This window comes from Pseudonocardia ammonioxydans, from assembly GCF_900115005.1.
Lineage (GTDB): Bacteria > Actinomycetota > Actinomycetes > Mycobacteriales > Pseudonocardiaceae > Pseudonocardia > Pseudonocardia ammonioxydans.
This window is the reverse complement of sequence record NZ_FOUY01000022.1, coordinates 54,428-75,981: the sequence shown is the minus strand read 5'-3', so window position 1 is coordinate 75,981 and position 21,554 is coordinate 54,428. Positions and strand designations below refer to the sequence as shown.

Here is a 21,554-nt window from a genome sequence, read left to right as displayed (position 1 = left end):
GGCCGCCCACCCGGCCGGCTGCTGTGCGCGTACGGGTCCCACCCGGTGCCCGGGAGCCGCTGCGGCCCCCGCGGCCCCGCCGGACGGTCCGACGGCGTTACCCGGGGCCCCTCCCCGGCAGCCCCGGGGGTCCCGGCGGGGCCGGGGTCCCCGGCGGCCCCGGAATTCCCGAGGGCCCCAGGGCTCCCGGCAGACCCGGAATTCCCGACGGCCCCAGGGCTCCCGGCAGACCCGGAGTTCCCGGTGAGCCCGGAGTTCCCGGCACCGGGCACGTCGCCCGCGCCGGGTCCCGGCGGCACCGCCCCGGCGACCGGCATCGCGGACGTGTCCCCGTCCGCCCCGAGCCCCTCCGGGGTGCGACCGTCCGGTCCCGGCCAGGCCGGACGCGAGACCGTGTCGGCACCGTCGTCCGGGGTGCCGAAGAGGACGCCGTCCGGCTCCACGACGGGCCGCTCCGGCGGGCGCCCCATCATCGGCCGGCCGCCGGGCGCTCCCGGCCCGGCCGCACGGTCGTCGCGGCCCGCGCCACCGTCACCCGATTCGCCGGTGCCGCCGGTCTGATCCGTGCCCGTCACGCTCTCGTGCCCCTCGCGTCGTCCGACTCCAGCTGCTTCCGCGGCGCGGAAGCGTCCTCATCGCGCCGCCCACCGCGACGCCGGCCCCGGCGCCCGGTACGGCTGCGGCAGCGGCAGGCGCAGCAACTTCGCCACGCGCCCCTGCCCGTCCTTCCGGAGCGCGGCGATCGCCTCCGGCTCGTGCCGGGCCGCGTTGGTGATCAGCCCGAACAGGAACATGGTCACCACCAGCGAGGTCCCGCCGGAGGAGATCAGCGGGAGCTGCAGCCCGGTCACCGGCAGCAGCCCCACGACATACCCGATGTTGATCGACGCCTGGATCACCAGGCCCGCCGTCGACGTCGCGACCACGATCCGCAGCCACGGGTCGACGTTGCGCGCCGCGATCCGCATGCCGGTGTAGGCCAGCGTCGCGAACAGCGCCAACACCGCGAACGCGCCGACCAGGCCCAGCTCCTCGCCGATGATCGCGAAGATGAAGTCGTTGTGGGCGTTGGGCAGGTAGTCCCACTTCGCCCGGCCCTGCCCGAGGCCCACGCCGAACAGGCCGCCGTCGGCCAGCGCGTACAGCGCCTGCGTCGCCTGATAGGCCGGGCCCAGCGGGTCCGCGGTGGCCGGGGACAGGAACGCGGTGATCCGGCTCACCCGGTACCCGGCGGTGAGCCCGAGCAGCACGGCCCCCGCGAGGCCCCCACCGGCGATCAGCGCGAGCAGCTTCACCGGCGCACCGCCGAAGTACAGCAGCGCGAGCATGACGATCCCGATCGAGACGGTCATGCCGAGGTCGGGCTGGAGCACGAGCAGCGTGAAGACCACCAGCGTGACCGGCACGACCGGGTTCAGCGCGTGCTTCCAGCGGTGCATCACCGCCCGCCGGGCGACGAGCACGTGCGCGCCCCACAGCGTCAGCGCGATCTTCACCATCTCCGAGGGCTGCAGCGACACCGGCCCGAGCGCGAACCAGGAACGGGCACCACCGCGGACCGCCCCGATGCCGGGGATCAGCACGGCGACGAGCCCGACCAGCCCGACGATCAGCAGCACCGGGGCCATCGCCCGCAGCCGGCCCGGCGGGATCCGCATGCCGATGTAGAACAGCACCAGCCCGATCCCGCAGAACATGACCTGGCGGGTGAACACCGAGTAGGACGATCCACCGGTCGCCACCGACGACGCCGACAGCACCATGACCAGGCCGAACAGGGTCAGCAGGCCGAACACGCCGAGGATCAGGTGCAGCGAGGTGAGCGGGCGGCGCAGCCAGCGCCGCAGCCGTCGTACCCCGCCCTGGACGCCGGTCGCGACCGTCCGCGCGGCCGGGGACGCCGGGCTCACCGGGGGGCTCCGCCGGTCCGCGCGGCCAGGCCGGCGACCGCGGCGGCGAACGCGTCACCGCGGTGGGCGTAGTCGCGGAACTGGTCCATCGAGGCGGCCGCGGGGGCGAGGAGCACGACGTCGCCGGGCCGGGCCAGTGCCGCCGCCCGGCGGACCGCGCCGGGCATCGGATCCTGCAGGTCGGAGGGCGCCATCGGACCATCGTCACCCGGTCGGGCCTCCTCCACCGGGACGTCGGGGGCGTGTCGCACCAGCGCCTCGACGATCGGTGCCCGGTCCGTGCCGATCACGACGATCCCGGCCAGCCGGTCGGCGTGGGCCCGCGCGAGCGCCGCGAGCGCATCCGGCGCGACCCCCTTGAGCAGCCCGCCGACGATCCACACCGCGCGCGCGCCGGGACGGCGGGCGGCGATCGCGGCCAGTGCCGCGTCGGCGGCGTGCGGGTTCGTGGCCTTGGAGTCGTCGACGTAGCTGACGCCGTCGTGCTCGCCGACCGGGGCACTGCGGTGCGGTCCGGGGGTGAACGACGACAGCGCCGCGCCGATGTCCGCGGGCGCCACCCCGTGCGCCCGGGCGAGCGCGGACGCGGCGAGCGCGTCGCAGAGGCCGGGCGGCCCGGGCGGCACGACCGCGTCCGCGGCCAGCAGCTCTCCCCCGCCGAACGCGCGGTCGGTCAGCACCCCGTCGGCGACGCCGAGCTGGTCCGGTCCGGGCGCGCCGAGCGTGACGCCGACCCGGCGCGGTGCCGGGGCGGTACCGAGCAGTCCGGCCGCGACCGGGTCGTCGACCCCGGCGACGGCGACGTCCCCGACCAGGGCGCGGGCCTTCGCCGCCGCGTAGCGGGCCGGTCCGCCGTGCCAGTCGAGATGGTCGTCGGCGACGTTGAGCACCACCCCGGCGGCCGGGCGGATCGACGGCGACCAGTGCAGCTGGAAGCTGGACAGCTCGACGGCGAGCACCTCGTAGCCGGCCGCCACCGCGCTGACCACCGGGTAGCCGATGTTCCCGCAGGCCACCGACGACAGCCCGGCCGTGTGCAGGACGGCAGCGAGCATCTCGGTGGTCGTCGTCTTGCCGTTGGTGCCGGTGACCACCAGCCAGGCGGGGGGCACGTCGCGCAGGGCACCGAGCCGCCACGCCAGCTCCGGCTCCCCGATCACCTCGGCCCCGGCCGCGACCGCGCGCCCGACCAGCTCGTGGTCGGGGCGGCGCCCGGGCGAGGTGACGACCGTGGCGACCCCGTCCGGCAGGCCCGCGTCGCGCCAGGCCTCCAGCCCGTCGGGCAGAGCGTCGAGCACGGCGGGCGAGTCGTCCGCGACGAGCACCCGGGCGCCCACGTCGCGCAGCGCCACCGCGGCGGCCAGCCCGGAGATCCCGGCGCCCGCCACGAGTACGGGACGGTCCACGAGGGACCCGGCCGCCGCCGTCACGCCGAACCCGAGGCCGCGAGCCACTCGCTGTAGAAGATGCCCAGCCCGAGCGCCGCGCAGATCGCGGCCAGCAACCAGAACCGGATGATGACCGTCGTCTCGGCCCAGCCGGCCAGCTCGAAGTGGTGGTGGAACGGCGCCATCCGGAACAGCCGTCGTCGCGCCGTGCGGAACACCAGGATCTGCAGCGACACCGACAGCGCCTCGACCACGAACACCCCGCCGATGACGACCAGCAGCAGCTCGGTGCGGGTGACCATCGACAGCCCGGCCAGCAGCCCGCCCAGTGCCAGCGAACCGGTGTCGCCCATGAAGATCCGGGCGGGAGCGGCGTTCCACCAGAGGAAGCCGATGCAGCCGCCCATCGCGGCCGCGGCGACCAGGCCGACGTCGAGCGGGTCGCGGACCTCGTAGCAGCCGGCCGAGGCGGCCAGCGCGCAGTTGTTGCGGAACTGCCAGAACGCGATGATCACGTAGGTGCCGAGCACCATCGCGGCGGTCCCCGCGGCGAGACCGTCGAGGCCGTCGGTGAGGTTCACCGCGTTCGACCAGGCCGCGACGATCAGGTTGCACAGCACCACGAACCCGACGACGCCGAAGCTGAGCACGGCGATGTCGCGGACGAACGACAGGCTCTCCGAGGCCGGGGTCAGGTTCCGCTCGTTGGCGAAGCGGACCGCCAGCACACCGAAGACCGTCGCGGTGGGCACCTGACCGACGATCTTGGACGTCTTGTTGAGGCCCAGGTTGCGCTGGCGGCGGATCTTGAGGAAGTCGTCGAGGAACCCGACCACGCCCAGCGCGGTGGTCAGGAACAGCACCAGCAGCGCCGAGGCGGTGATCGGTTCCCGGGTGAACGCGTGCGAGCCCAGGTAGCCGACCCAGATGGCGACCAGGATCGCCACCCCGCCCATCGTCGGCGTGCCCCGCTTGGACTGGTGGCTCTGCGGCCCCTCCTCGCGGATCTCCTGCCCGAACCCCTGCTTGGCGAAGAACCGGATCAGGTACGGGGTGAGCAGGATCGACACCGCGAGCGCCAGGCCCGCGGCCAGGAAGACGCCCCTCACCGGCGCACCAGCCCTTCGCTCTGCAGCAGTCCGGCCGCGACCCGCTCGAGGCCCGCGCTGCGGGAGGCCTTCACGAGCACCACGTCACCGGGGCCGACCTCGGCCCGCAGCAGCTCCAGCGCGGCATCGACGTCGTCGACGTGCTCGGCGTCGGGACCGTAGTCCGGGGCACCGACGGCGATCACCCGCCCGACGCCGGCGGCGCGGGCGTCCCGGGTGGTCGCGGCGTGCGCCTGCGCGGCGCCGTCACCGATCTCGGCCATCGGGCCGAGCACCGCCCAGGAGCGGCGATCCGGCCCGGCGACGGAGGCGAGCGCGGAGATCGCCGCGGTCATCGCCTCCGGGTTGGCGTTGTATGCATCGTTGACGACGGTGACGCCGTCCGCGCGGTCGGTGACCTCCATCCGCCAGCGCGAGGCCGGGGTCGCGGCCGACAGCGCGGCCGCGATCTGCTCCGGGCCCGCCCCCAGCTCGAGGGCCACCGCCGCCGCGGCGAGCGCGTTGGACACCTGGTGCCCGCCGACCAGCTGCAGCGCGACGTCGGCCGCCCCGGCCGGGGTGACCAGCCGGAACGACGCCCGGCCGGCCTCGAGCCGCACGTCCTCGGCACGCACGTCGGCCGTGGCCGACCGGCCGAACGTCACCACGCGCGCCGGCGTGCGGCTGCGCATGGCCAGGACGAGGTCGTCGTCGGCGTTGAGCACGGCCACCCCGCCCCGGCCACCGGGCAGGTCACCCGGGGGCAGCGCCTCGACCAGCTCGCCCTTCGCCGCGGCGATCCCGGCCCGCGAGCCGAACTCGCCCAGGTGCGCGGACCCGACGTTGAGCACGACCCCGATCCGCGGCGGGGCGACGGCGCAGAGCGCGGCGATGTGCCCGGCGCCGCGGGCGGAGAACTCCAGCACCAGGTGCCGGGTCGACGCGTCGACGCGCAGCGCGGTGTACGGGGTGCCGAGCTCGTTGTTGAACGACTCCGGCGGGGCGACCGTGCGGCCCAGCGGTGTCAGCACCGCGGCCAGCAGGTCCTTGGTGGAGGTCTTGCCCGCGCTGCCGGTGACCCCGACGACGGCCAGGCCGGGCACCGCGCCGAGCACGTGCCGGGCCAGCCGGCCCAGCGCCCCGAGCACGGCCGCGCCGTACCCGTCCGGGTCGACGGAGCCCAGGTAGGTGTGCGCGTCCCGGGCCCCGGCCTGCGGCGCGATCACCGCCGGGGCGTCGACCTCGCGGCCGGCCAGCACCGCCGCCGCGCCGCGGGTGACCGCGCCCCGGGCGAAGTCGTGGCCGTCGACGCGCTCACCCGGCAGGGCGAGGAACAGCCCGCCCGGGCCGACCGCGCGCGAGTCGAACTCGACGCCCGTGACCGTCGTGGTGGCGGCCTGTTCCTCCGTGAGCCGGTGCAGCGTGCCACCGGTCACCCCGGCGACCTCGGCCAGCGTCATCTCGATCATCGCCCGCTCGCCTCCACCGGCTCGGTCCGTCCTCCTGTCATGGATCCCAACACCCTCATGAGGCCGCCCGGATCGCGGCGACCAGCTCGTCGGCGTCGTCGAACGGGTACTTGACCCCGTGCACCTCCTGCCCCGTCTCGTGCCCCTTCCCGGCGATCACGACGGCGTCGCCGGGCCGGGCCGAGCGGACCGCGTAGACGATCGCACTGCGCCGGTCGCCGATCTCGATCACGTCACCGCGGGCCGGTTCGTGCAGCGCACCCTCGAGCATCGCCCGGCGGATCCGGCCTGGTTCCTCGCTGCGCGGGTTGTCGTCGGTGACCACCAGCAGGTCCGAGCGGATCGTGGCGGCGGCACCCATCAGCGGGCGCTTGCCGGTGTCGCGGTCCCCGCCGCAGCCCAGCACGGTGATCACCCGGGCGTGCGGGCGGATCTGGGCGCGCAGCGCGTCCAGCAGCGCGGCGACGGCGGCCGGCTTGTGCGCGTAGTCGACGACGCCCAGCCAGGGCTGCCCGGCGTCCACCCGCTGCATCCGGCCGGGCACCGAGAGCCGGGCGAACCCCTCGGCGGCGACCGACGGCGGGATGCCGTCGGCGTCCAGGCAGGCCAGCGCGACCAGCGCGTTCGCCACGTTGTAGCGGCCGGGCAGGGCGAGGGTGACCGGCTGGCCGAGGCCGTCCGGGCCGATCGCGGTGAAGGTCTGGGTGCCGTCCGGGTGGGCGGCGAGCTCGCGCACCGTCCAGCTCGCGGGCGGGCCGGCCGGGTCCGAGGAGACGGTCACCGCGTCCGGACGGCGGCCGGCCAGCTGGCGGCCCCACTCGTCGTCCAGGCAGACGACGCCGTGCCGGGCGGCGTCCACCCCGGCTGCCCCGCCGGCGAAGAGCAGGGCCTTGGCCTCGAAGTAGTCCTGCATCGTGGGATGGAAGTCCAGGTGGTCCTGGGACAGGTTGGTGAACGCCCCGACCGAGAACCGGGTCCCGCCGACCCGGCCGAGCGCCAGCGCGTGGCTGGACACCTCCATCGCCACGTCGGTGACCCCGGCCTCCACCATCACCGCGAACAGCGCCTGCAGGTCCGGCGCCTCGGGGGTGGTGAAGGCGCTGGGCAGCGCCCGGTCGTCGTGGCCGGGGACCCGCACCCGGGTCCGGACGGTGCCGAGCAGGCCGGTCGCCCGCCCGGCGGCGGCCAGGCCGGCCTCCAGCAGGTGACCGACGGTCGTCTTGCCGGAGGTGCCGGTGACCCCGAGCACCCGCAACCGGGCGGTCGGCTCGCCGTAGATCGCGGCCGACACCGGGCCGAGGACCTCGCGCGGGTCCGGGTGCACCAGCACCGGCAGCCGGGAGTGGCGGATCTCGGCGCGGTCGGCGCCTGCCGGGTCGGTCAGGACGGCGGCCGCGCCGCCGGCGATCGCCTGCGCGGCGAAGTCGGCGCCGTGCGCCCGGGCCCCGGCCAGCGCGGCGAACAGGTCGCCGGGCCGGACCGACGCGGCGCGCAGCGTCGCCCCGGTGACGGTGTGTGTGCCGGCGGCCGCATCGAGCAGCGGGCCGGGGCCGGCACCGGCGGTGCGCGGGTTGAGCTCGGCACCGGCCAGCCGCGCGAGCAGGGCGACGTCGACCGGACGCACCGCCTCCGGACGGTCGGGGAGCTGGTCGCCGATCACCGAACCGGCTCCCGTCTCGGCACGGGCGCCGTACGCAGCGTGGACGTCGGGCACAGGGCGGGAGGTTACCGACCGGCGGGGGACGCGCCGGGCCCGGCTCCACCGGTCCGCGACCGCTCGCGGGCCCGATCGCGCCGGACGGTCGGAGGCCACGCCCCCACGGTCGTCCGGCACACCGGATACGGCCATCCGGCGCACGCGGGCGCACGGTGGGCGGGTCGTCGCCGGCCGCGCGTGCCGCGACACGCGTGCCCCGCACGGGTGAGCGGTCCGGGTGACCGCCCGACGCTCCGGCGCGGTCACCGACCGTCCCCTCACTCGAGCTGCAGCCGCTGCACGCGGGGCGGTGTGGTCTGCACCGGGAGGTTGTCCCGCTGCGCCACGTACGAGGCGATGTCGTGGAACAGCGGGGCCGCGCTCGTCCCGCCCTTCGGCGCGTCGAGCATGATCCCGACCACGAACCGCGGGTCCTGGGCCGGGAGCATCCCGGCGAAGGTGATCCAGTACTGGGAGCGCGAGTAGGCACCGGTCTCCGGGTCGACCTGTTGCGCGGTGCCGGTCTTGCCCGCCACCTCGTACCCGTCGACGGCCGCGGCCGGGCCGGTCCCGGTCTGGCCCGGCTCGTCCTGGGTGACGGCGGTGAGCATCGTCCGCAGGGTCTGCGCGGTCTCCGGGGACATGACGTGCACCGGCTCCGGGCGCTCCGCCGGGACACGGACACCGTCCGGCCCGGTCGTGGAGGCCACCACGCGCGGCGGGATGCGCACGCCGTCGTTGGCGATCGCCTGGTACATCCCGGCCATCTGCAGGACCGTCATCGACAGCCCCTGCCCGATCGGCAGGTTGCCGAACGTGGAGCCGGACCAGGTCGCGCGCGGCGGCACCGACCCGGCGCTCTCCCCCGGCAGCCCGATCCCGGTCTTCATCCCGATGCCCATCCGCCCGAGCATCTCGGAGAACGCGTCCGGGCCGACCTTCTGCGCGGTCATCAGGGTGCCGACGTTCGACGACTTCGCCAGCACCCCGGTGAGGGTGTAGCGGTCGAGGCCGTGCGCCCACGCGTCCCGGATCGTCCGGTCGGCGAACTTGATCTGGCCCGGGACCTCGAGCACGTCCTCCGGCTTGGCCACACCGGTCTCGAGCGCCGCGGCCATGGTGACCACCTTGTTCACCGAGCCGGGCTCGAACGGGGTGGTGACGGCCTTGTTGCCCAGCGTCGCGGGGTCGGCGTTCAGCAGGTTCGACGGGTCGAACGAGGTGTTGTCGGCCAGCGCCCGGACCTCACCGGTCTCCCGGTCGAGCACGACCGCCGAGCCGCCGCGCGCCCCGGACTCCGCCGCGTAGTCGGCCAGCATCCGCTGGACCTGGAACTGCAGGTCCGAGTCGAGCGTCAGCTGGATGTCCGAACCGGACACCGCGGGCTGCTCGGAACGCACGCTGCCGGGGATGACGGTGCGGCTGCCCTCGGCGGTGTCGGCGACCTGGAAGCCGTCCCGGCCGGCCAGGAGCTCGTCGTCGGCGGACTCCATGCCGATCCGGCCGACGAGCTTCTGCGCGTCGGCGCTCCAGGTGGCGGCGCCGATGATGTTCGACGCCAGGTTGCCGCCCGGGTACTGGCGGGCCTCCCGGCTCTCCTCGGCGATCTCCGGGAACTTCTCGCGCAGGTCCCGGGCCGGGCCCGGGTCCACCGCGGTGGCCATGACGACGTAGCCGCGGTCGGTGTTCAGCGCCCGCTTGAGCTCCTCGGGGTCACCGCCGGCGACCGAGGCAACGGCCTCGGCCATCGCGTTCTTGTAGGCGGCGGCCTCGGGGCCCTTCGTCCGGTTGATCAGCCGGGGGTTCGTGACGAGCGCCTTGGACTCGGTGGAGAAGGCCAGGACGTTGCCGTCGCTGTCGGTGATCGAGCCGCGTTCCGCGGGGATGGTGATCCGGCTGGCGCGCTGCTTCTCCGCGTCGGCGGCGAGCGAGCCGGCCTGCACCGTCTGTACGAACACGAGCTTGGTGCCCGTGACGAGCAGCAGCGCGGCCAGCAGCACCCAGGCCAGCCGCAGCCGGTACCGCGGGTCGTCGGCCGGGGACCCGCGCCGGCGGCGGGGCGGTCCGGACCGCGGCGGCCCGCCGCCGGGGCGCCGGGGCCGCGGCGGGGCGTAGGCCATCAGCCCCGGCCCGCCGCGCGGTCGTCGGCCGGGACCTCGCGCTCGGTGCCCTCGGCGTTCTGCTGGGTCTCATCCTGCTGGGTCCCGTCCTGCTGGGTCCCGCCGCCGGCGGGCTGCTCACCGGCCGGCTCTCCAGCGGCCGGCTGTTCACCGGCGGGCTGCTCACCCGGGGCCTGCGCCTGCCCGGGCTGCTCACCGGGCTGCTGCTCCCCCGCGGGCGGGGCACCCGCCTGGGCACCGGCGGAGTTGGCGGCGTCGCCGCCGGTGGCGTTCGGGTCGGAGGTGTCCCCGCCCGACGCCGCACCGTTCGGGGCGGGGGCGTCCGGCGCGGCGGGCACGGCGGCCTGCGGCTCGCCGACGACCTCGACGCGCCCGTCCGGCGCGACCACCAGCCGCGCCGGGTCGGCCACCGGGACCATGCCGAGCGCCGCGGCCCGCTCCGCCAGCGGGCCCGGGCTCTGCAGCACCGTGACCTCCTTGCGCAGCGACTCGGACTGCTCGGTGAGCGCGGCCGTCCGCTGGCGGGCGTCCTGCAACGCGTAGGAGTCCGCCGCCGCGGCGGTCGAGAGCCACAGCGTGGCGACCAGTCCGGCCACCAGCAGCACCATCACGACCAGCACGAACTTCGCGCGCCCGGTGTTCTCCCGGACCGCGGTGCGGCGGCGCTGGTCCTGCGCCCGCCGGACGTCGCCCGGTCCGCGCTGCGCCGGGATCCGCGGGGGCGCCGCCGTCCGGCGGGTCTGCGGACGCGGCCGGTCGCCGCCCGGGGTCCCCGGGCGCTCGATGACGGGTGTGCTCATCGCCGTTCCTGCCTCTCCGCCGTGCGTGTACTGCCGGTGACGCCCGTGCCACGGGTCATGGCGCCACCCCCTCGGTCCCGGTGCCCGGTCCGCCCGTGCCGGACCGGTCCGCGAGTCGCTCGGCCGCGCGCAGCCGGACCGGTGCGGCCCGCGGGTTGCGGTCGATCTCCTCCTCGGACGCCGTCTCCGCGCCCCGGGTCAGCAGCCGGAACTCCGGGCCGTGGCCGGGCAGCTCGACCGGGAGGTCGACCGGGGTCCGGGAGCGGGTCCGCTCGGCGAGCGTCCGCTTGGTGATCCGGTCCTCCAGCGAGTGGTAGGACAGGACGACGATCCGGCCGCCGGGGGCGAGCGCGTCGAGCGCGGCGGGCAGCGCGTCCCGCAACGCGTCGAGCTCGCCGTTGACCTCGATCCGCAGCGCCTGGAACGTCCGCTTCGCCGGGTGGCCGCCGGTCCGGCGGGACGCGGCGGGCACCACCCCGTACAGCAGCTCGACCAGCTCGGTGCTGCGGGTGAACGGTCGCGTCTCCCGGGTCCGCACGATCGCCTTCGCGATCGGTCCGGCGAAGCGCTCCTCGCCGTACTCGCGCAGGATCCGGCGCAGCTCGGTCGCGGAGTAGCTGTTGAGGACGTCGGCGGCGGTCGGCCCGGTGGTCGGGTCCATCCGCATGTCGAGGTCGGCGTCGCGTGCGTAGGAGAAGCCGCGCCCGGTCTCGTCGAGCTGCAGCGAGGAGACGCCGAGGTCGAAGAGGATGCCGTCGGCCGGACCGGCACCGGTCTCGGCCAGTGCCTCGCCGATGCGGTCGTAGACGGCGTGTACCCGGTGCAGCCGGTCGCCGTGGGCCGCGAGCCGCCGGCCCGCGAGGTCCAGGGCCTGGGGGTCGCGGTCGAGCCCGACGACGGTGAGCTGCGGGTGCGCGGCGAGCAGTGCCTCGGCGTGGCCACCCATGCCGAGGGTCGCGTCGACGTAGACCGCGGGCCGGTCCGTGAGTACGGGAGCCAGGAGTGCGCTGACCCGGTCGAGGAGCACCGGGGTGTGCCGTTCGCCGGGGGCCTGCTCGCCGGTCTCCACGTCCCGACCGTCCACGTGCCACCCCCCGGTGCCGCTGTCCGTCCCCGTGGTGTCGTTCGTCCCCGTGGGGTGAGTACCGCCGCCCCCGGTCCCGGCCCGTGACGGGCCGGAACCGGACGGACCTGTCCGTGGTCGTACCGCGTCGCCGGCTCCCACAACCGGCCCGCCGCACGCCCGAAGACGCCCGGACGTCGCCGCGCCACCCGAACTCCCCAGTCGGGGTGGTTGCCGGCGCCGTCCCCACCCGGGGGCCGTGCCGGCCGGACCTGGCACCGGGGAAGTTGTGCCAGGGCCGGGCGATCACGGCACCCGGGTCGGGACGGCGACGGTGGCGCCGTCCGTGTCGTGCTGTCGCTCCTCACCCCGCCCGCCAGCGGAGGTCAGAACAACCCGGGCAGAACCTCCTCCTGGGCCTTGGCGAACTCGTCCTCGTGCCGCTCCTGGTACTCCTGCCAGGCCTGCGCGTCCCAGATCTCGGCACGCGTGAACGCGCCGATCACCACGCAGTCCTTGGTCAGTCCGGCGTACCGGCGCAGCTCGGACGCGATCGCGATCCGGCCCTGCCCGTCGGGGTTCTGCTCGTCGGTGCCCGAGAAGAGGTTGCGCTGGAACACCCGCGCCGACTCGTTCGTCAGCGGGGCCGCGGCGACCTTGCGCGCCATCTCGGTGAAGGCGTCACGGGTGAACACGTAGAGGCAGTGGTCCTGCCCTTTCGTGATCATGCAGCCGCCTCGCAACTCGTCGCGGAATTTCGCGGGCAACGTGAGCCGCCCCTTGTCGTCCAGCCGCGGGGTGTAGGTGCCGAGGAACACCGACCCCACCTCCACCTGGAGCCCCTGTTCGCCCCAGCGATCACCACACTACCCCACAACCCACCACCGTCAACCCGAACCGGGTCCACAGTCGCGTGTTCATCGCGCGTTTCCGCAGGTGAAATGGGGTGGGGCGCGGTGGGGTGGCCCGGCGTGCCACCCGGTAGCGCGACGCCGGGACCCCTCCCCGGGCCCGCTGCGGTCCTCTCCGGACAGATCACGATCCGCCCTGGTCAGAGCCGGATTCCGGCGGATCCGCGCGCCGGGGTGGGGAACGGTGGGGTGCGGGGTGGGGAACGCGGTGGGGGACGGTGGGAGGCTCCGGTGGCGGGAAGTGGGGAACCGCCGGGCCTCCCCCCGGGCCACCGCGGCGGGCCCCGTGTGGGCCACGCGCGGTCGGGCGGCGCACGGTTTGCCAGACTGGAGCCGCCCGTGCCACCACCCGAGGAGGCCCGTTGTCGTCGAGCGCACCGTCTGCGCCCTCCGTGCCGGGGGTACCGCCGGCGCCGTCCGGTCCCGTGCCCGGCCGCCGTCCCGAACCGGCCGGCGCCGCGGCGTACGCGGCCGAGCCGATGGACGCGGCCACCGTCGCCGACCTGACCGGCCGGATCGCCTCGGCGGTGCAGCGGGTGATCGTCGGGAAGCCGGACGCGGTGCGGCTCGCGCTCGTCGCGATGCTGTCCGAGGGCCACCTGCTGGTGGAGGACGTGCCCGGTGTCGGCAAGACCTCCCTCGCCAAGGCCCTGGCCCGCGCCGTCGACGGCGCCGTGAGCCGGATCCAGTTCACCCCCGACCTGCTGCCCGGCGACATCACCGGCACCTCGGTCTACAACCGGCAGACCTCGGAGTTCGAGTTCCGCGCCGGGCCGGTGTTCGCCAACGTGGTGATCGCCGACGAGATCAACCGGGCGTCGCCGAAGACCCAGTCCGCGCTGCTCGAGTGCATGGCCGAGCACCAGGTCACCGTCGACGGCGGGACCTACCCGCTGGGCGACCCGTTCATGGTCGTCGCCACCCAGAACCCGGTCGAGATGGACGGCACCTACCCGCTGCCCGAGGCGCAGCGGGACCGGTTCACGATCCGGATCAGTGTCGGCTACCCGGACCCGGCGGCCGAGCTCGCCATGCTCGACGAGCACGGCGCCGGCGAACCGCTGGACCGGATGCGTCCGGTCACCGACCTGCACACGCTCCGCTCGATGACGGCCGCCACCCGCGCCCTGCACACCGCGGCCGAGGTGCGGCGCTACTGCGTCGACATCGTCGGCGCGACCCGCCGGCTCAGCGAGGTGCGCCTCGGCGCGTCGCCCCGCGCCACGCTGCACCTGCTGCGGGCGGCGCGGGCGTGGGCGATCACGTCCGGGCGCGGCTACGTCGTCCCGGACGACGTCCAGGCCGTCGCCGTGCCCGTTCTGGCGCACCGGCTGCTGCTCGGTCCGGAGGGGGTCGCCGCCCGCCGGTCGGCCACCGACCTGGTGCGCGCCGCCGTCGGCCGGGTCGCGGTGCCGTCCCCGCCGCGGAGCTGACGTGCCGCCCGGGCCCCGCCCCCACGGCCCGCCGGCCCGGCCACCGGTGGGGACCTCGGCCACCGCTCCCGGGCCGGACGCCCGCGCCCCCGGCAGCAGCACCGCAGCGGCCCCGGCTCCGTCCCCACTCGCCCCCACCGCGTCCACCCGCTCAGAACGCCGGGCCGGGCTGACCGTCCGGGGCCGCTGCCTGCTGGCCGGTGGGCTGGCGATGGTCGTCTCCGCGATCCTGCTCGACGAGCGCGACCTCGTCCGGATCGGCGCGTTCGTCGTCCTGCTGCCGGTGCTCGCCCTGGTCGTCGCGCTGCGGTCGCGGCGGACCCTGCACATCGAGCGCAGCCTCGAACCGTCCCGGATCGAGGCAGGCGGGTCCGGCACGGTGCTGCTGCGGATCGCCGGCGGCGCGCTGCTGGGTGCGCTGCGGATCGCCGACCACGTCCCCGACGCGGCGGGCCCGTCGGACCGCTACCCACCGCGGTTCACCGTGCACCGGCTCGGCCGGCGCGGGGCCCGGGTCGGCTACCCGCTGCGCCCGGCCGTGCGCGGCACCTACCGGATCGGCCCCCTGCGCGGCCGCGGCACCGACCCGCTCGGCCTGGCCGAGTTCCGGCACGACCTGCTGGCCCCCGACCGCTGGCTGGTGCTCCCCCGGGTCACCCCGCTGACCGGGCGCCCGTCGCTCGCGTCCACCGCCGTCGGCCGCGGCGCCGAGGGCGGCAGCCGCCCCGGGGCCGGCAACCCGGACGTACTGATCCGCCCCTACCGCCAGGGCGACGAGCTGCGCCGGGTGCACTGGCGCTCCAGCGCGCGCCGGGACGAGCTGATGGTGCGGCTCGACGACCGCCCCGATCCGTCCGGGGTGACGCTGCTGCTGGACCGCCGCGACGCCGCGCACCGTGGCCACGGCGCGGGTTCCAGCCTGGAGTGGGCGGTGGAGTTCACCGCGAGCGTCGCGGTGCACCTGCTGCGCCGCGGTGAGGTGGTCACCCTGGTCGACGAGTCCGGTGAGTCCCTCGATGAGGCGTCGGCCGGCCACGGCACGCACAGCGGTGAGGAGGACCAGGTGCCGCAGCGGCTCGAGTCGCTGGCCGTGCTGCGGCCCTCGGCCACGGCGGAGCTCGGCTCCGGTGGTCACACCCCCGGCACGTCCCGGCCCGACGGCGTGCTGGCCGTGCTCGGCGCCGTCTCCGCGCAGGACGTGACCGCCCTGATCGCGGCCTGGCCGCGGGGCGGGCACGCGGTCCTGCTCGACGTCGACGGCTGGGACGCCACCGCCGAGGACGGGCCCACCCACAGCCCCGGCGCGGCCGCCGCGACCGCCCTGCGGCGGGCCGGCTGGCAGGCGACCGTCGTGCGCGGCGGGACCAGCGTGCAGCGGGCCTGGGCCGACGCCTGCGACGAGCCGGCGACCGCGGGAGCGGCCCGGTGACCACCGACCCCTTCCCCCGCCCGCGCACCGGTACCGCCCCCGCACCCTGCCGGGCGGGCGAGACCTCCCGAGGTGTCCGATGAGCGCACCCACCGTCCCGCCGACCGCCACGACGCCCGCGAGCGGACGCCCGCCGGGTGCACCGGCCTGGACGAGCCTGCTCGCCCCGCTCGCGTCCGGGATCGCGGTGCTGCTGGCCGGGGCGGCGACCGGTGCCGTCGTCGGGGGCGGCGCCTGGGTCTGGCACGCGGCCGCCGCGGTCGCGCTCGTCGTCGTGACCGGGACGGTGCTGGTCCGGGTCCGTCCGTGGCTCGCCGCGCCCGGCCAGCTCGCCGCGCTGGTGCTGCTGGTCACCGGCTGGTTCACCGACAGCGGCATCGCCGCCGTGCTGCCCGGCCCGACCGCACTCGGTGAGCTGGGCACGCTGCTCCGGCAGGCCGGACAGGAGATCGACACCGGGCTCCCGCCGGTGGCGCCGACCACGGCGATCCTGCTGCTGGTCACGCTCGGGTTCGGGACGCTGGCGATCGCGGTGTTCGGGCTCGCCGTGACCGTGGCCGCGCCCGCCGCGGCCGGGGTGCCGCTGCTCGTGGTGTTCGCGGTCCCGACCGCGCTGCAGTCCGAGCTGCTGCCCTGGTGGTCGATGGTCGCGGCGGCCGCCGGGTACGGCGTGCTGTTGCTGCTGCGCCCGGACCGGCTCCGGCAGGCACCGGGCGGGGTCGCGGTCGTGGTGGTCGCCACGGTGGGCGCGCTGCTGGCCGGCCTCGCGGCCGGCGCCGTCGGGACCGCGGGCCGGTTCGACGCCGCCGGGGGCGCGGGCAGCGGTGCGGACGGCTCGATCGGGCTGAACCCGTTCACCTCGCTGCACGGCCAGCTGACGCGCGACGAGCCCCGGGAGCTGTTCCGCGTGCAGGGCCTGCAGCGGACGACCTACCTGCGCGCGCTGACCCTGCAGACCTACGTCCCGCAGGAGGGCTGGCAGGCCGGGCGGCCCGCGCCGGGGGTCCCGCTGACCGGGCCGCTGCCGCCGTCGACGTCCGGGCCGGCGGCCGAACAGACCGTGCAGGTCGAGAACCTGGGCTTCCGTGACTACTGGCTGCCGGTGTTCGGCGACCCGACCGCGGTCGGCATCGAGTCGGAGAGCTGGGCCTACGACGCGTCCGGCGGCATCGCCTACAGCGAGCGCCCCCGCGAGGAGGACGGCTGGACGCAGGCCATGCGGCTGCCCGAGCCGTCCGCCGACCAGCTGCGCGGCGCGTCCGGGCCGGTCACGGTGGACCGGACCTACTTCGACACCGCGGGCGTCGACCCCCGGGTGGCCGCCATCGCACAGGAGGTCACGTCCGGTGCCGCGACGCCGTTCGACCGCGCGATGGCGATCGAGAACCACTTCACCGGGCCGGGCTCGCCGTTCACCTACAGCCTCGCGACCGCCCCCGGTGCGGGCGGGGACGCGCTGGTCGAGTTCCTGACCCGCGGCCGGACCGGCTACTGCGAGCAGTACGCGTCGGCGATGGCGGTGATGCTGCGGGCGGTCGACGTCCCGGCCCGGGTCGCGGTCGGTTTCACCGCGGGCGACGAGGGCGGCTCCGGCCGCACCATCACGACCGAGGACGCGCACGCCTGGGTCGAGGCGTGGTTCCCCGGCTACGGCTGGATGACGTTCGACCCGACCCCGCTGGCCGACGGGCGCACCGTGCAGCCCGGCTACGTCGAGCAGGCGCAGGAGCAGCAGGGCGGCACCCCGGCACAGCAGCAGCCTCCGACGCCCGAGCCGTCCGCCGCTCCCCCGCCGCCCGCCGAGGGTGGGGGCGGCGCCCCGGAGCCCCCGCCCGGTGCGGACCCGGACCAGCCGGGTGCCACGGCCGGGGCCGGCTCCTGGTGGCTCCCCGCCGTCGCGGGTGCGGTGCTGCTGCTCGCGGTGCTGCTCACCGCCCTGGTCCCCGGTTGGTGGCGCCGCCGCCAGTACGCCCGCCGCGCCGGCCTGGCCCGCGCGGGCGGGGCCGGCGCGGCGACGGCCGCGTGGGACGAGGTGCTGGCCGCGTCGCGCGACCACGGGGTACCCGTGCCGCCCGGGGACACCGTGCGTGGTGCGGCCGCCCGGATCATCGACCGGCACGGCCTGACCGGGCGTCCGGCCCAGGCCCTGCAGGAACTCGCCGAGCGGGTCGAGGCGAGCTGGTACGGCGACGTGTCTCCGGAGCCGGGGACACTCGACACCCTGGTCGACGAGGTGCGCGCCGCGCTCGCGGCCGGCGGGTCGTCGCTGCGGGCGACGATGCTGCCGCCGTCGGTGGTGCCGGAGTCGGTACGGCGGAAGCGGTCCGCCCCGGACGACGAGCCCTCCGGCGAGGACGCGGGCGCGACGGACCCGGCCGATGCCGGGCACCGCTGACGTCGGTCCCGGGACCGCTTTCCGGCCTCGGCCGCACCGGGCCGCCGGGCCACCGGGCCACCGGGCCACCGGGCCACCGGGCCACCGGGCCGCCGGGCCCACCGGGTCACCGGGCCCACCAGCTCACCGGGCCCACCGGGCCCACCAGGCCGCCGAGCCACCGGGCCCCACCGAGCCACCGGGCCCCACCGGGCCACCGGGGCAACCACCCGGGCCGCCCGGGGCCACCCGGGGCTATTCGGGGCTCGAGCTCGGGCTCGAGTTCGGGCTCGAGTTCGGAATCAGGCTCGAGTTCGGGCTCGGGGCTCGGGGCTCGGGGCTCGGGGCTCGGGGCTCGGGGCGAGAGCGTGCAACTCAGCCGGCCGGACGCGCCGAGGTGCACGCCCGCGCCCGGTGCGGGGCGAGAGCGTGCACGTCGTCACCGCTCCGGCCGAGGCGGTAGCCGGGTCGGGGGCGTCGTTGGCCACCGGCACGTAGGCACCGCGGGGCCGGACACACGACGGCGGGGCGGGACATGTCCTGTCCCGCCCCGCCGGGCGTCATGGGAGCGGCGCGCCGACCGCTCTGCTCACTCCTGCTCGAAGCGGCGCCGGAAGCGCTCCTCCATCCGTCCGGTGAAGCCACCGTTCTCACCGCCGCCGGACTTGTCCTTCGACGGTGCGGCGCCCTCGGCCGACTCGGCGTCCTTCCCGGAGCGCGCTCCGATCGAGGTCACCGCGAGCAGGGCCCCTCCGAGCATGGCGAGGAATCCGACCACGCTGAGGACCGGGATGTCGCCCAGGTACAGCGCCTGGAACGGGATCCCGGCCACGAGCAGGACGAGGCCCAGCACGAAGAGCACAGCCCCTTGGATCCGGCGCCGACGAGCTGGCTTGCTCATCTTGCTGCCGCTCACCGAGGAGGCGAACTTCGGGTCCTCCTGGTAGAGGGCCCGTTCGATCTGTTCGAGCAGGCGCTGCTCGTGCTCGGAGAGCGGCATGCCTTCACCTCCGGCACACGAAATCGGACGGTAGGCCGCGTCGACCGGAACTGCTGCCCCGCTCGGCACGACGGGCGCCCCACCTGGGCGTCTGAGAACAAGAGTACGAGGCGAAGCGTGCTGCGACCACCCGGACCGGCCAACCCGCACGACTGATCGTCGAGCGGACGGCGTGGCGCGGCGTGTCGTTGCTCACCGACGGAGCACCGGAACGGCCCGGATGGACGAGCCGACCGGGACGAACGGCGGACGGCAGGTCACCGACGGCAGCCGTACGGGGGCGTTCCGGCGTCGCCGAGGTCACGCCCTCAGTACCGCCGGGCGAGCAGATGCAGCCGCGGGGCGACCTCACCGAGGGCCGGCACGGCGGACGCGAGCGCATCGAGTTCGTCCCGCTCGTCCCGGCCGGCCTGTTCGCTCTCCTGGCCCGGTCCCGGCAGCCACACCTCGAGGGTGCCGTCACCCTGCAGCGCCTCGATCTCCAGCCGTCCGGTGTCGGCGGCGAGCTCGCGCAGCAGCCCGGCGTCGAACCGGCGCAGCAGCCGGTCGTCCGGGCCGGTGCGGCCGTCCTCGTCGGTCAGCAGCTGCCGGGCCTCGGCCAACCGGCCGCTGGCGACGCGGCCGATGAAGGCGCCGTAGCGGCCGACGGTCAGCACCGAGACCGCCCCGCCGGGGGCCGCGGCGCAGGCGAGCGCGGTCAGCACCCGGCCCGGCTCCTCGACGACCTCGAGCAGGCCGTGTCCGAGCACCAGGTCGGCGCCGTCGGCCGGGGCCACGTCCGCGAGGGTGTCCACGTCCCCGTTCACCGGGTTGACCAGCTCGGTGACCCCCGCCTCGTCGGCCCGGCGGGCCAGCGTCGCGAGGGCGTTCGGGCTGGTGTCCACGACGGTGACCGGGCACCCGGCGGACGCGAGCGGCACCGCCCAGGTCCCGCTGCCGCCCCCGACGTCGAGCACCCGGGGGGTGCGGCCGGTCTCCCGGCGGACCCGGTCGATCTCCCTGTTCAGCAACCGGAACACGGCGGCACCGCGCGCTGCTCCGGCCTGCTCCCGTGTCGGCGATCCCACGCTCGCAGCCTAGTGGTCACCGCTGCGTGCACCACCCGCCACGCCCGGGTGGGCGCACCGGTGACCGACGGTACGACGCCGCGGACCGCCGGCCCCGGGCGACACGGTAGGTTGCCCGGATGCAGGTCGTCGCCACGCTCAGTCTCAAGGGCGGTGTCGGGAAGACCACGGTGGCGCTCGGTCTCGCCGGTGCGGCGCAGCGGCACGGAGTGTCCACCCTGGTGGTCGACCTCGACCCGCAGGCCAATGCCACCACCGCGCTGGATCCGGAACCGACCACGGCCACGGTCGCCGACGTCCTCGACGAGCCGCGGCGCGCGGTCGTCGAACGGGCGATCGCACCGTCGGCCTGGGGCGAGGGCCTCGACGTGATGGTCGGGGCGGAACAGACCGAACGCCACAACCATCCCGACCCCGGAGCCGCCCAGCTGCACCGGCTGGATCGGGCGCTGCAACGGATCGCGGGAGAGCTCCTCTCCGACGGCGGCGAGGACGGCCCGGGTCAGGAGCGCTACCGGCTGGTGGTCGTGGACTGCCCGCCGTCGCTGGGGCAGCTCACCCGCAGCGCGCTGTCCGCCGCGGACCGCGCGATCCTGGTGACCGACCCGACGATGTTCTCGGTGTCCGGCGTGCAGCGGGCGTTCGACGCGGTGCAGACCGAGCGGGAACGCTCCAACGACCGGCTGCAGCCCCTCGGTGTCCTGGTGAACCGGGTGCGCCCGCGCAACACCGAGCACGAGTTCCGGATCACCGAGCTGCGCGAGCTGTTCGGCCCGCTGGTGTTCAACAGCGTGCTACCGGACCGGTCGGCCGTGCAGCAGGCGCAGGGCGCCTGCCTGCCGATCCAGGCCTGGGACACGCCCGGCGCCCGCGAGGTCGCCGCGGTCTTCACCTCCCTGCTCGGCCGAGTGCTGCGCAGCGCGTCCAGGAACCGCCCGGCAGCCTCGGCCTGACCCGCTCACGCAGCCTGACCCGCTCGCGCACCGTCGAGGTTCGCGCCCGCTCAGTGCGGCAGGAGCAGCTGCACCCGCGCGACGAACTGCTCGGCCTGCCGGAGCAGGTCGTCGGCGCCGCGCCGGTCGACCAGCCGGTCGATCCCGGCCTCGGCTGCTGCTCGGGTCCGCGAGCAGGACGCGAAGAACACCGCCCACTCCTCGAGCTCCGGCGCCACCTCGGCGAGCAGCCGCCAGACATCGCGCGGGGCCCCACGCCGCGGCCGCGGCCGGGCCCGCATCGCCAGCACCGCGGCCCCCGCCCGCAACGCGGCGAGGTACGCCGCCGGGTACCGGCGCACCGGTTCGGGCTCACGGTGTGCCTCCGCGAGCTGATCGGCCGCCTGGCGGAGCAACGCGAGCGCATCCCGGGCGGGCGGCGCCGTGGCTCCGCGACCGGCCGACCTGCGACCGACCGGCCTGCGACCGGCCGCCCCGGGACCGGCTGCCCCGCGAGGAGCTGTCCCACGGGAGGCCGTCCCGGGAGAAGCCGTGCCGGGAGAGGCCGTGCCGGGAGACGCCGTGCCGGGAGACGTTTTGCCCGGAGACGCCGTGCCGGGCGACGCCGCCGCACTCCCCCGACCGGCCGGCCCGCCCACTGACAACTGCCTCGGCACCGCACCGTCCGTGCCCCGCCCGGCCGACGTCGCGCCGTCCGCCCGGCGACGGGCGGCGGCACCGCCCCGACGTGCCGCCGCACGCTCGGGCCGCCGCTCGGGCGGCGGCTCGGGCGATGCCCCGGGCGACGGCTGGGCCGGCACAGCGCCGTCCACCGTGCCCCCGCCCGACACCGCACCGCCCCGGTCCGGTCCGC

16 protein-coding genes are annotated in these 21,554 nt (G+C 76.2%); 4 read left to right on the top strand and 12 right to left on the bottom strand.

The window, feature by feature from the left end:
* Positions 1 to 632: 632 nt before the first annotated feature.
* The 9 genes from ftsW to mraZ all read right to left on the bottom strand — a co-directional run bounded on the left by ftsW (position 633) and on the right by mraZ (position 12,352).
* On the bottom strand, positions 633 to 1,910 hold the full coding sequence (ftsW, locus tag BM093_RS20675) for a putative lipid II flippase FtsW (protein WP_093347175.1): 1,278 nt from the start codon (positions 1,908 to 1,910) through the stop codon (positions 633 to 635).
* Positions 1,907 to 3,364: a UDP-N-acetylmuramoyl-L-alanine--D-glutamate ligase gene (gene murD, locus BM093_RS20670; protein ID WP_245773667.1), complete on the bottom strand. Its 1,458-nt coding sequence runs from the start codon at positions 3,362 to 3,364 to the stop codon at positions 1,907 to 1,909. The genes ftsW and murD overlap by 4 nt, the downstream gene beginning before the upstream one ends.
* Positions 3,337 to 4,407, bottom strand: coding sequence for a phospho-N-acetylmuramoyl-pentapeptide-transferase (gene mraY, locus BM093_RS20665; protein WP_093347170.1), 1,071 nt, complete (start codon positions 4,405 to 4,407; stop codon positions 3,337 to 3,339). Before mraY ends, murD begins: the two co-directional genes overlap by 28 nt.
* The gene (locus BM093_RS20660; RefSeq protein ID WP_093347167.1) at positions 4,404 to 5,855 is read right to left on the bottom strand and encodes a UDP-N-acetylmuramoyl-tripeptide--D-alanyl-D-alanine ligase; all 1,452 of its coding nucleotides are present in this window, start codon (positions 5,853 to 5,855) and stop codon (positions 4,404 to 4,406) included. The genes mraY and BM093_RS20660 overlap by 4 nt, the downstream gene beginning before the upstream one ends.
* A 55-nt stretch (positions 5,856 to 5,910) precedes the next feature.
* A complete protein-coding gene (locus tag BM093_RS20655) occupies positions 5,911 to 7,515 on the bottom strand; it encodes a UDP-N-acetylmuramoyl-L-alanyl-D-glutamate--2,6-diaminopimelate ligase (protein ID WP_093347347.1) in 1,605 nt (534 codons plus the stop codon).
* A 314-nt stretch (positions 7,516 to 7,829) separates the two neighbouring features.
* The gene (locus tag BM093_RS20650; RefSeq protein WP_093347164.1) at positions 7,830 to 9,671 is read right to left on the bottom strand and encodes a peptidoglycan D,D-transpeptidase FtsI family protein; all 1,842 of its coding nucleotides are present in this window, start codon (positions 9,669 to 9,671) and stop codon (positions 7,830 to 7,832) included.
* Positions 9,671 to 10,471: a cell division protein FtsL gene (gene ftsL, locus BM093_RS20645; protein ID WP_093347161.1), complete on the bottom strand. Its 801-nt coding sequence runs from the start codon at positions 10,469 to 10,471 to the stop codon at positions 9,671 to 9,673. Before ftsL ends, BM093_RS20650 begins: the two co-directional genes overlap by 1 nt.
* A gap of 55 nt (positions 10,472 to 10,526) precedes the next feature.
* On the bottom strand, positions 10,527 to 11,555 hold the full coding sequence (gene rsmH / locus BM093_RS20640) for a 16S rRNA (cytosine(1402)-N(4))-methyltransferase RsmH (protein WP_093347158.1): 1,029 nt from the start codon (positions 11,553 to 11,555) through the stop codon (positions 10,527 to 10,529).
* A 365-nt stretch (positions 11,556 to 11,920) separates the two neighbouring features.
* Positions 11,921 to 12,352, bottom strand: a complete 432-nt coding sequence (mraZ, locus tag BM093_RS20635; protein WP_093347344.1) for a division/cell wall cluster transcriptional repressor MraZ — start codon at positions 12,350 to 12,352, stop codon at positions 11,921 to 11,923.
* A gap of 572 nt (positions 12,353 to 12,924) precedes the next feature.
* Here mraZ and BM093_RS20630 point away from each other — a divergent pair.
* The 3 genes from BM093_RS20630 (at position 12,925) to BM093_RS20620 (ending at position 17,702) form a co-directional block, all read left to right on the top strand.
* Positions 12,925 to 13,878, top strand: coding sequence for an AAA family ATPase (locus tag BM093_RS20630; RefSeq protein ID WP_093347341.1), 954 nt, complete (start codon positions 12,925 to 12,927; stop codon positions 13,876 to 13,878).
* A gap of 1 nt (position 13,879) precedes the next feature.
* Positions 13,880 to 15,307, top strand: a complete 1,428-nt coding sequence (locus BM093_RS20625) for a DUF58 domain-containing protein (protein ID WP_093347155.1) — start codon at positions 13,880 to 13,882, stop codon at positions 15,305 to 15,307.
* Between the two features lie 79 nt (positions 15,308 to 15,386).
* Complete coding sequence (locus BM093_RS20620) at positions 15,387 to 17,702, top strand: transglutaminase TgpA family protein (RefSeq protein WP_093347150.1); 2,316 nt, start codon at positions 15,387 to 15,389, stop codon at positions 17,700 to 17,702.
* 568 nt (positions 17,703 to 18,270) lie between these two features.
* On the opposite strand, the gene BM093_RS20610 is transcribed toward BM093_RS20620, so the two are convergent.
* Complete coding sequence (locus BM093_RS20610; protein ID WP_093347146.1) at positions 18,271 to 18,681, bottom strand: DUF3040 domain-containing protein; 411 nt, start codon at positions 18,679 to 18,681, stop codon at positions 18,271 to 18,273.
* A gap of 308 nt (positions 18,682 to 18,989) precedes the next feature.
* Entirely contained in the window at positions 18,990 to 19,748 is a 759-nt protein-coding gene (locus tag BM093_RS20605; protein WP_245773666.1) for a class I SAM-dependent methyltransferase, read from the bottom strand.
* Positions 19,749 to 19,867: 119 nt separating this feature from the next.
* Here BM093_RS20605 and BM093_RS20600 point away from each other — a divergent pair, with 119 nt between their 5' ends.
* On the top strand, positions 19,868 to 20,701 hold the full coding sequence (locus BM093_RS20600; RefSeq protein ID WP_093347138.1) for a ParA family protein: 834 nt from the start codon (positions 19,868 to 19,870) through the stop codon (positions 20,699 to 20,701).
* 50 nt (positions 20,702 to 20,751) lie between these two features.
* Here the strand turns inward: BM093_RS20600 and BM093_RS37445 are convergent, their stop codons facing one another.
* Positions 20,752 to 21,096 (bottom strand): SAV_6107 family HEPN domain-containing protein, encoded by a 345-nt coding sequence (locus BM093_RS37445; RefSeq protein WP_093347133.1) that lies wholly within the window; start codon positions 21,094 to 21,096, stop codon positions 20,752 to 20,754.
* Positions 21,097 to 21,554 lie beyond the last annotated feature (458 nt).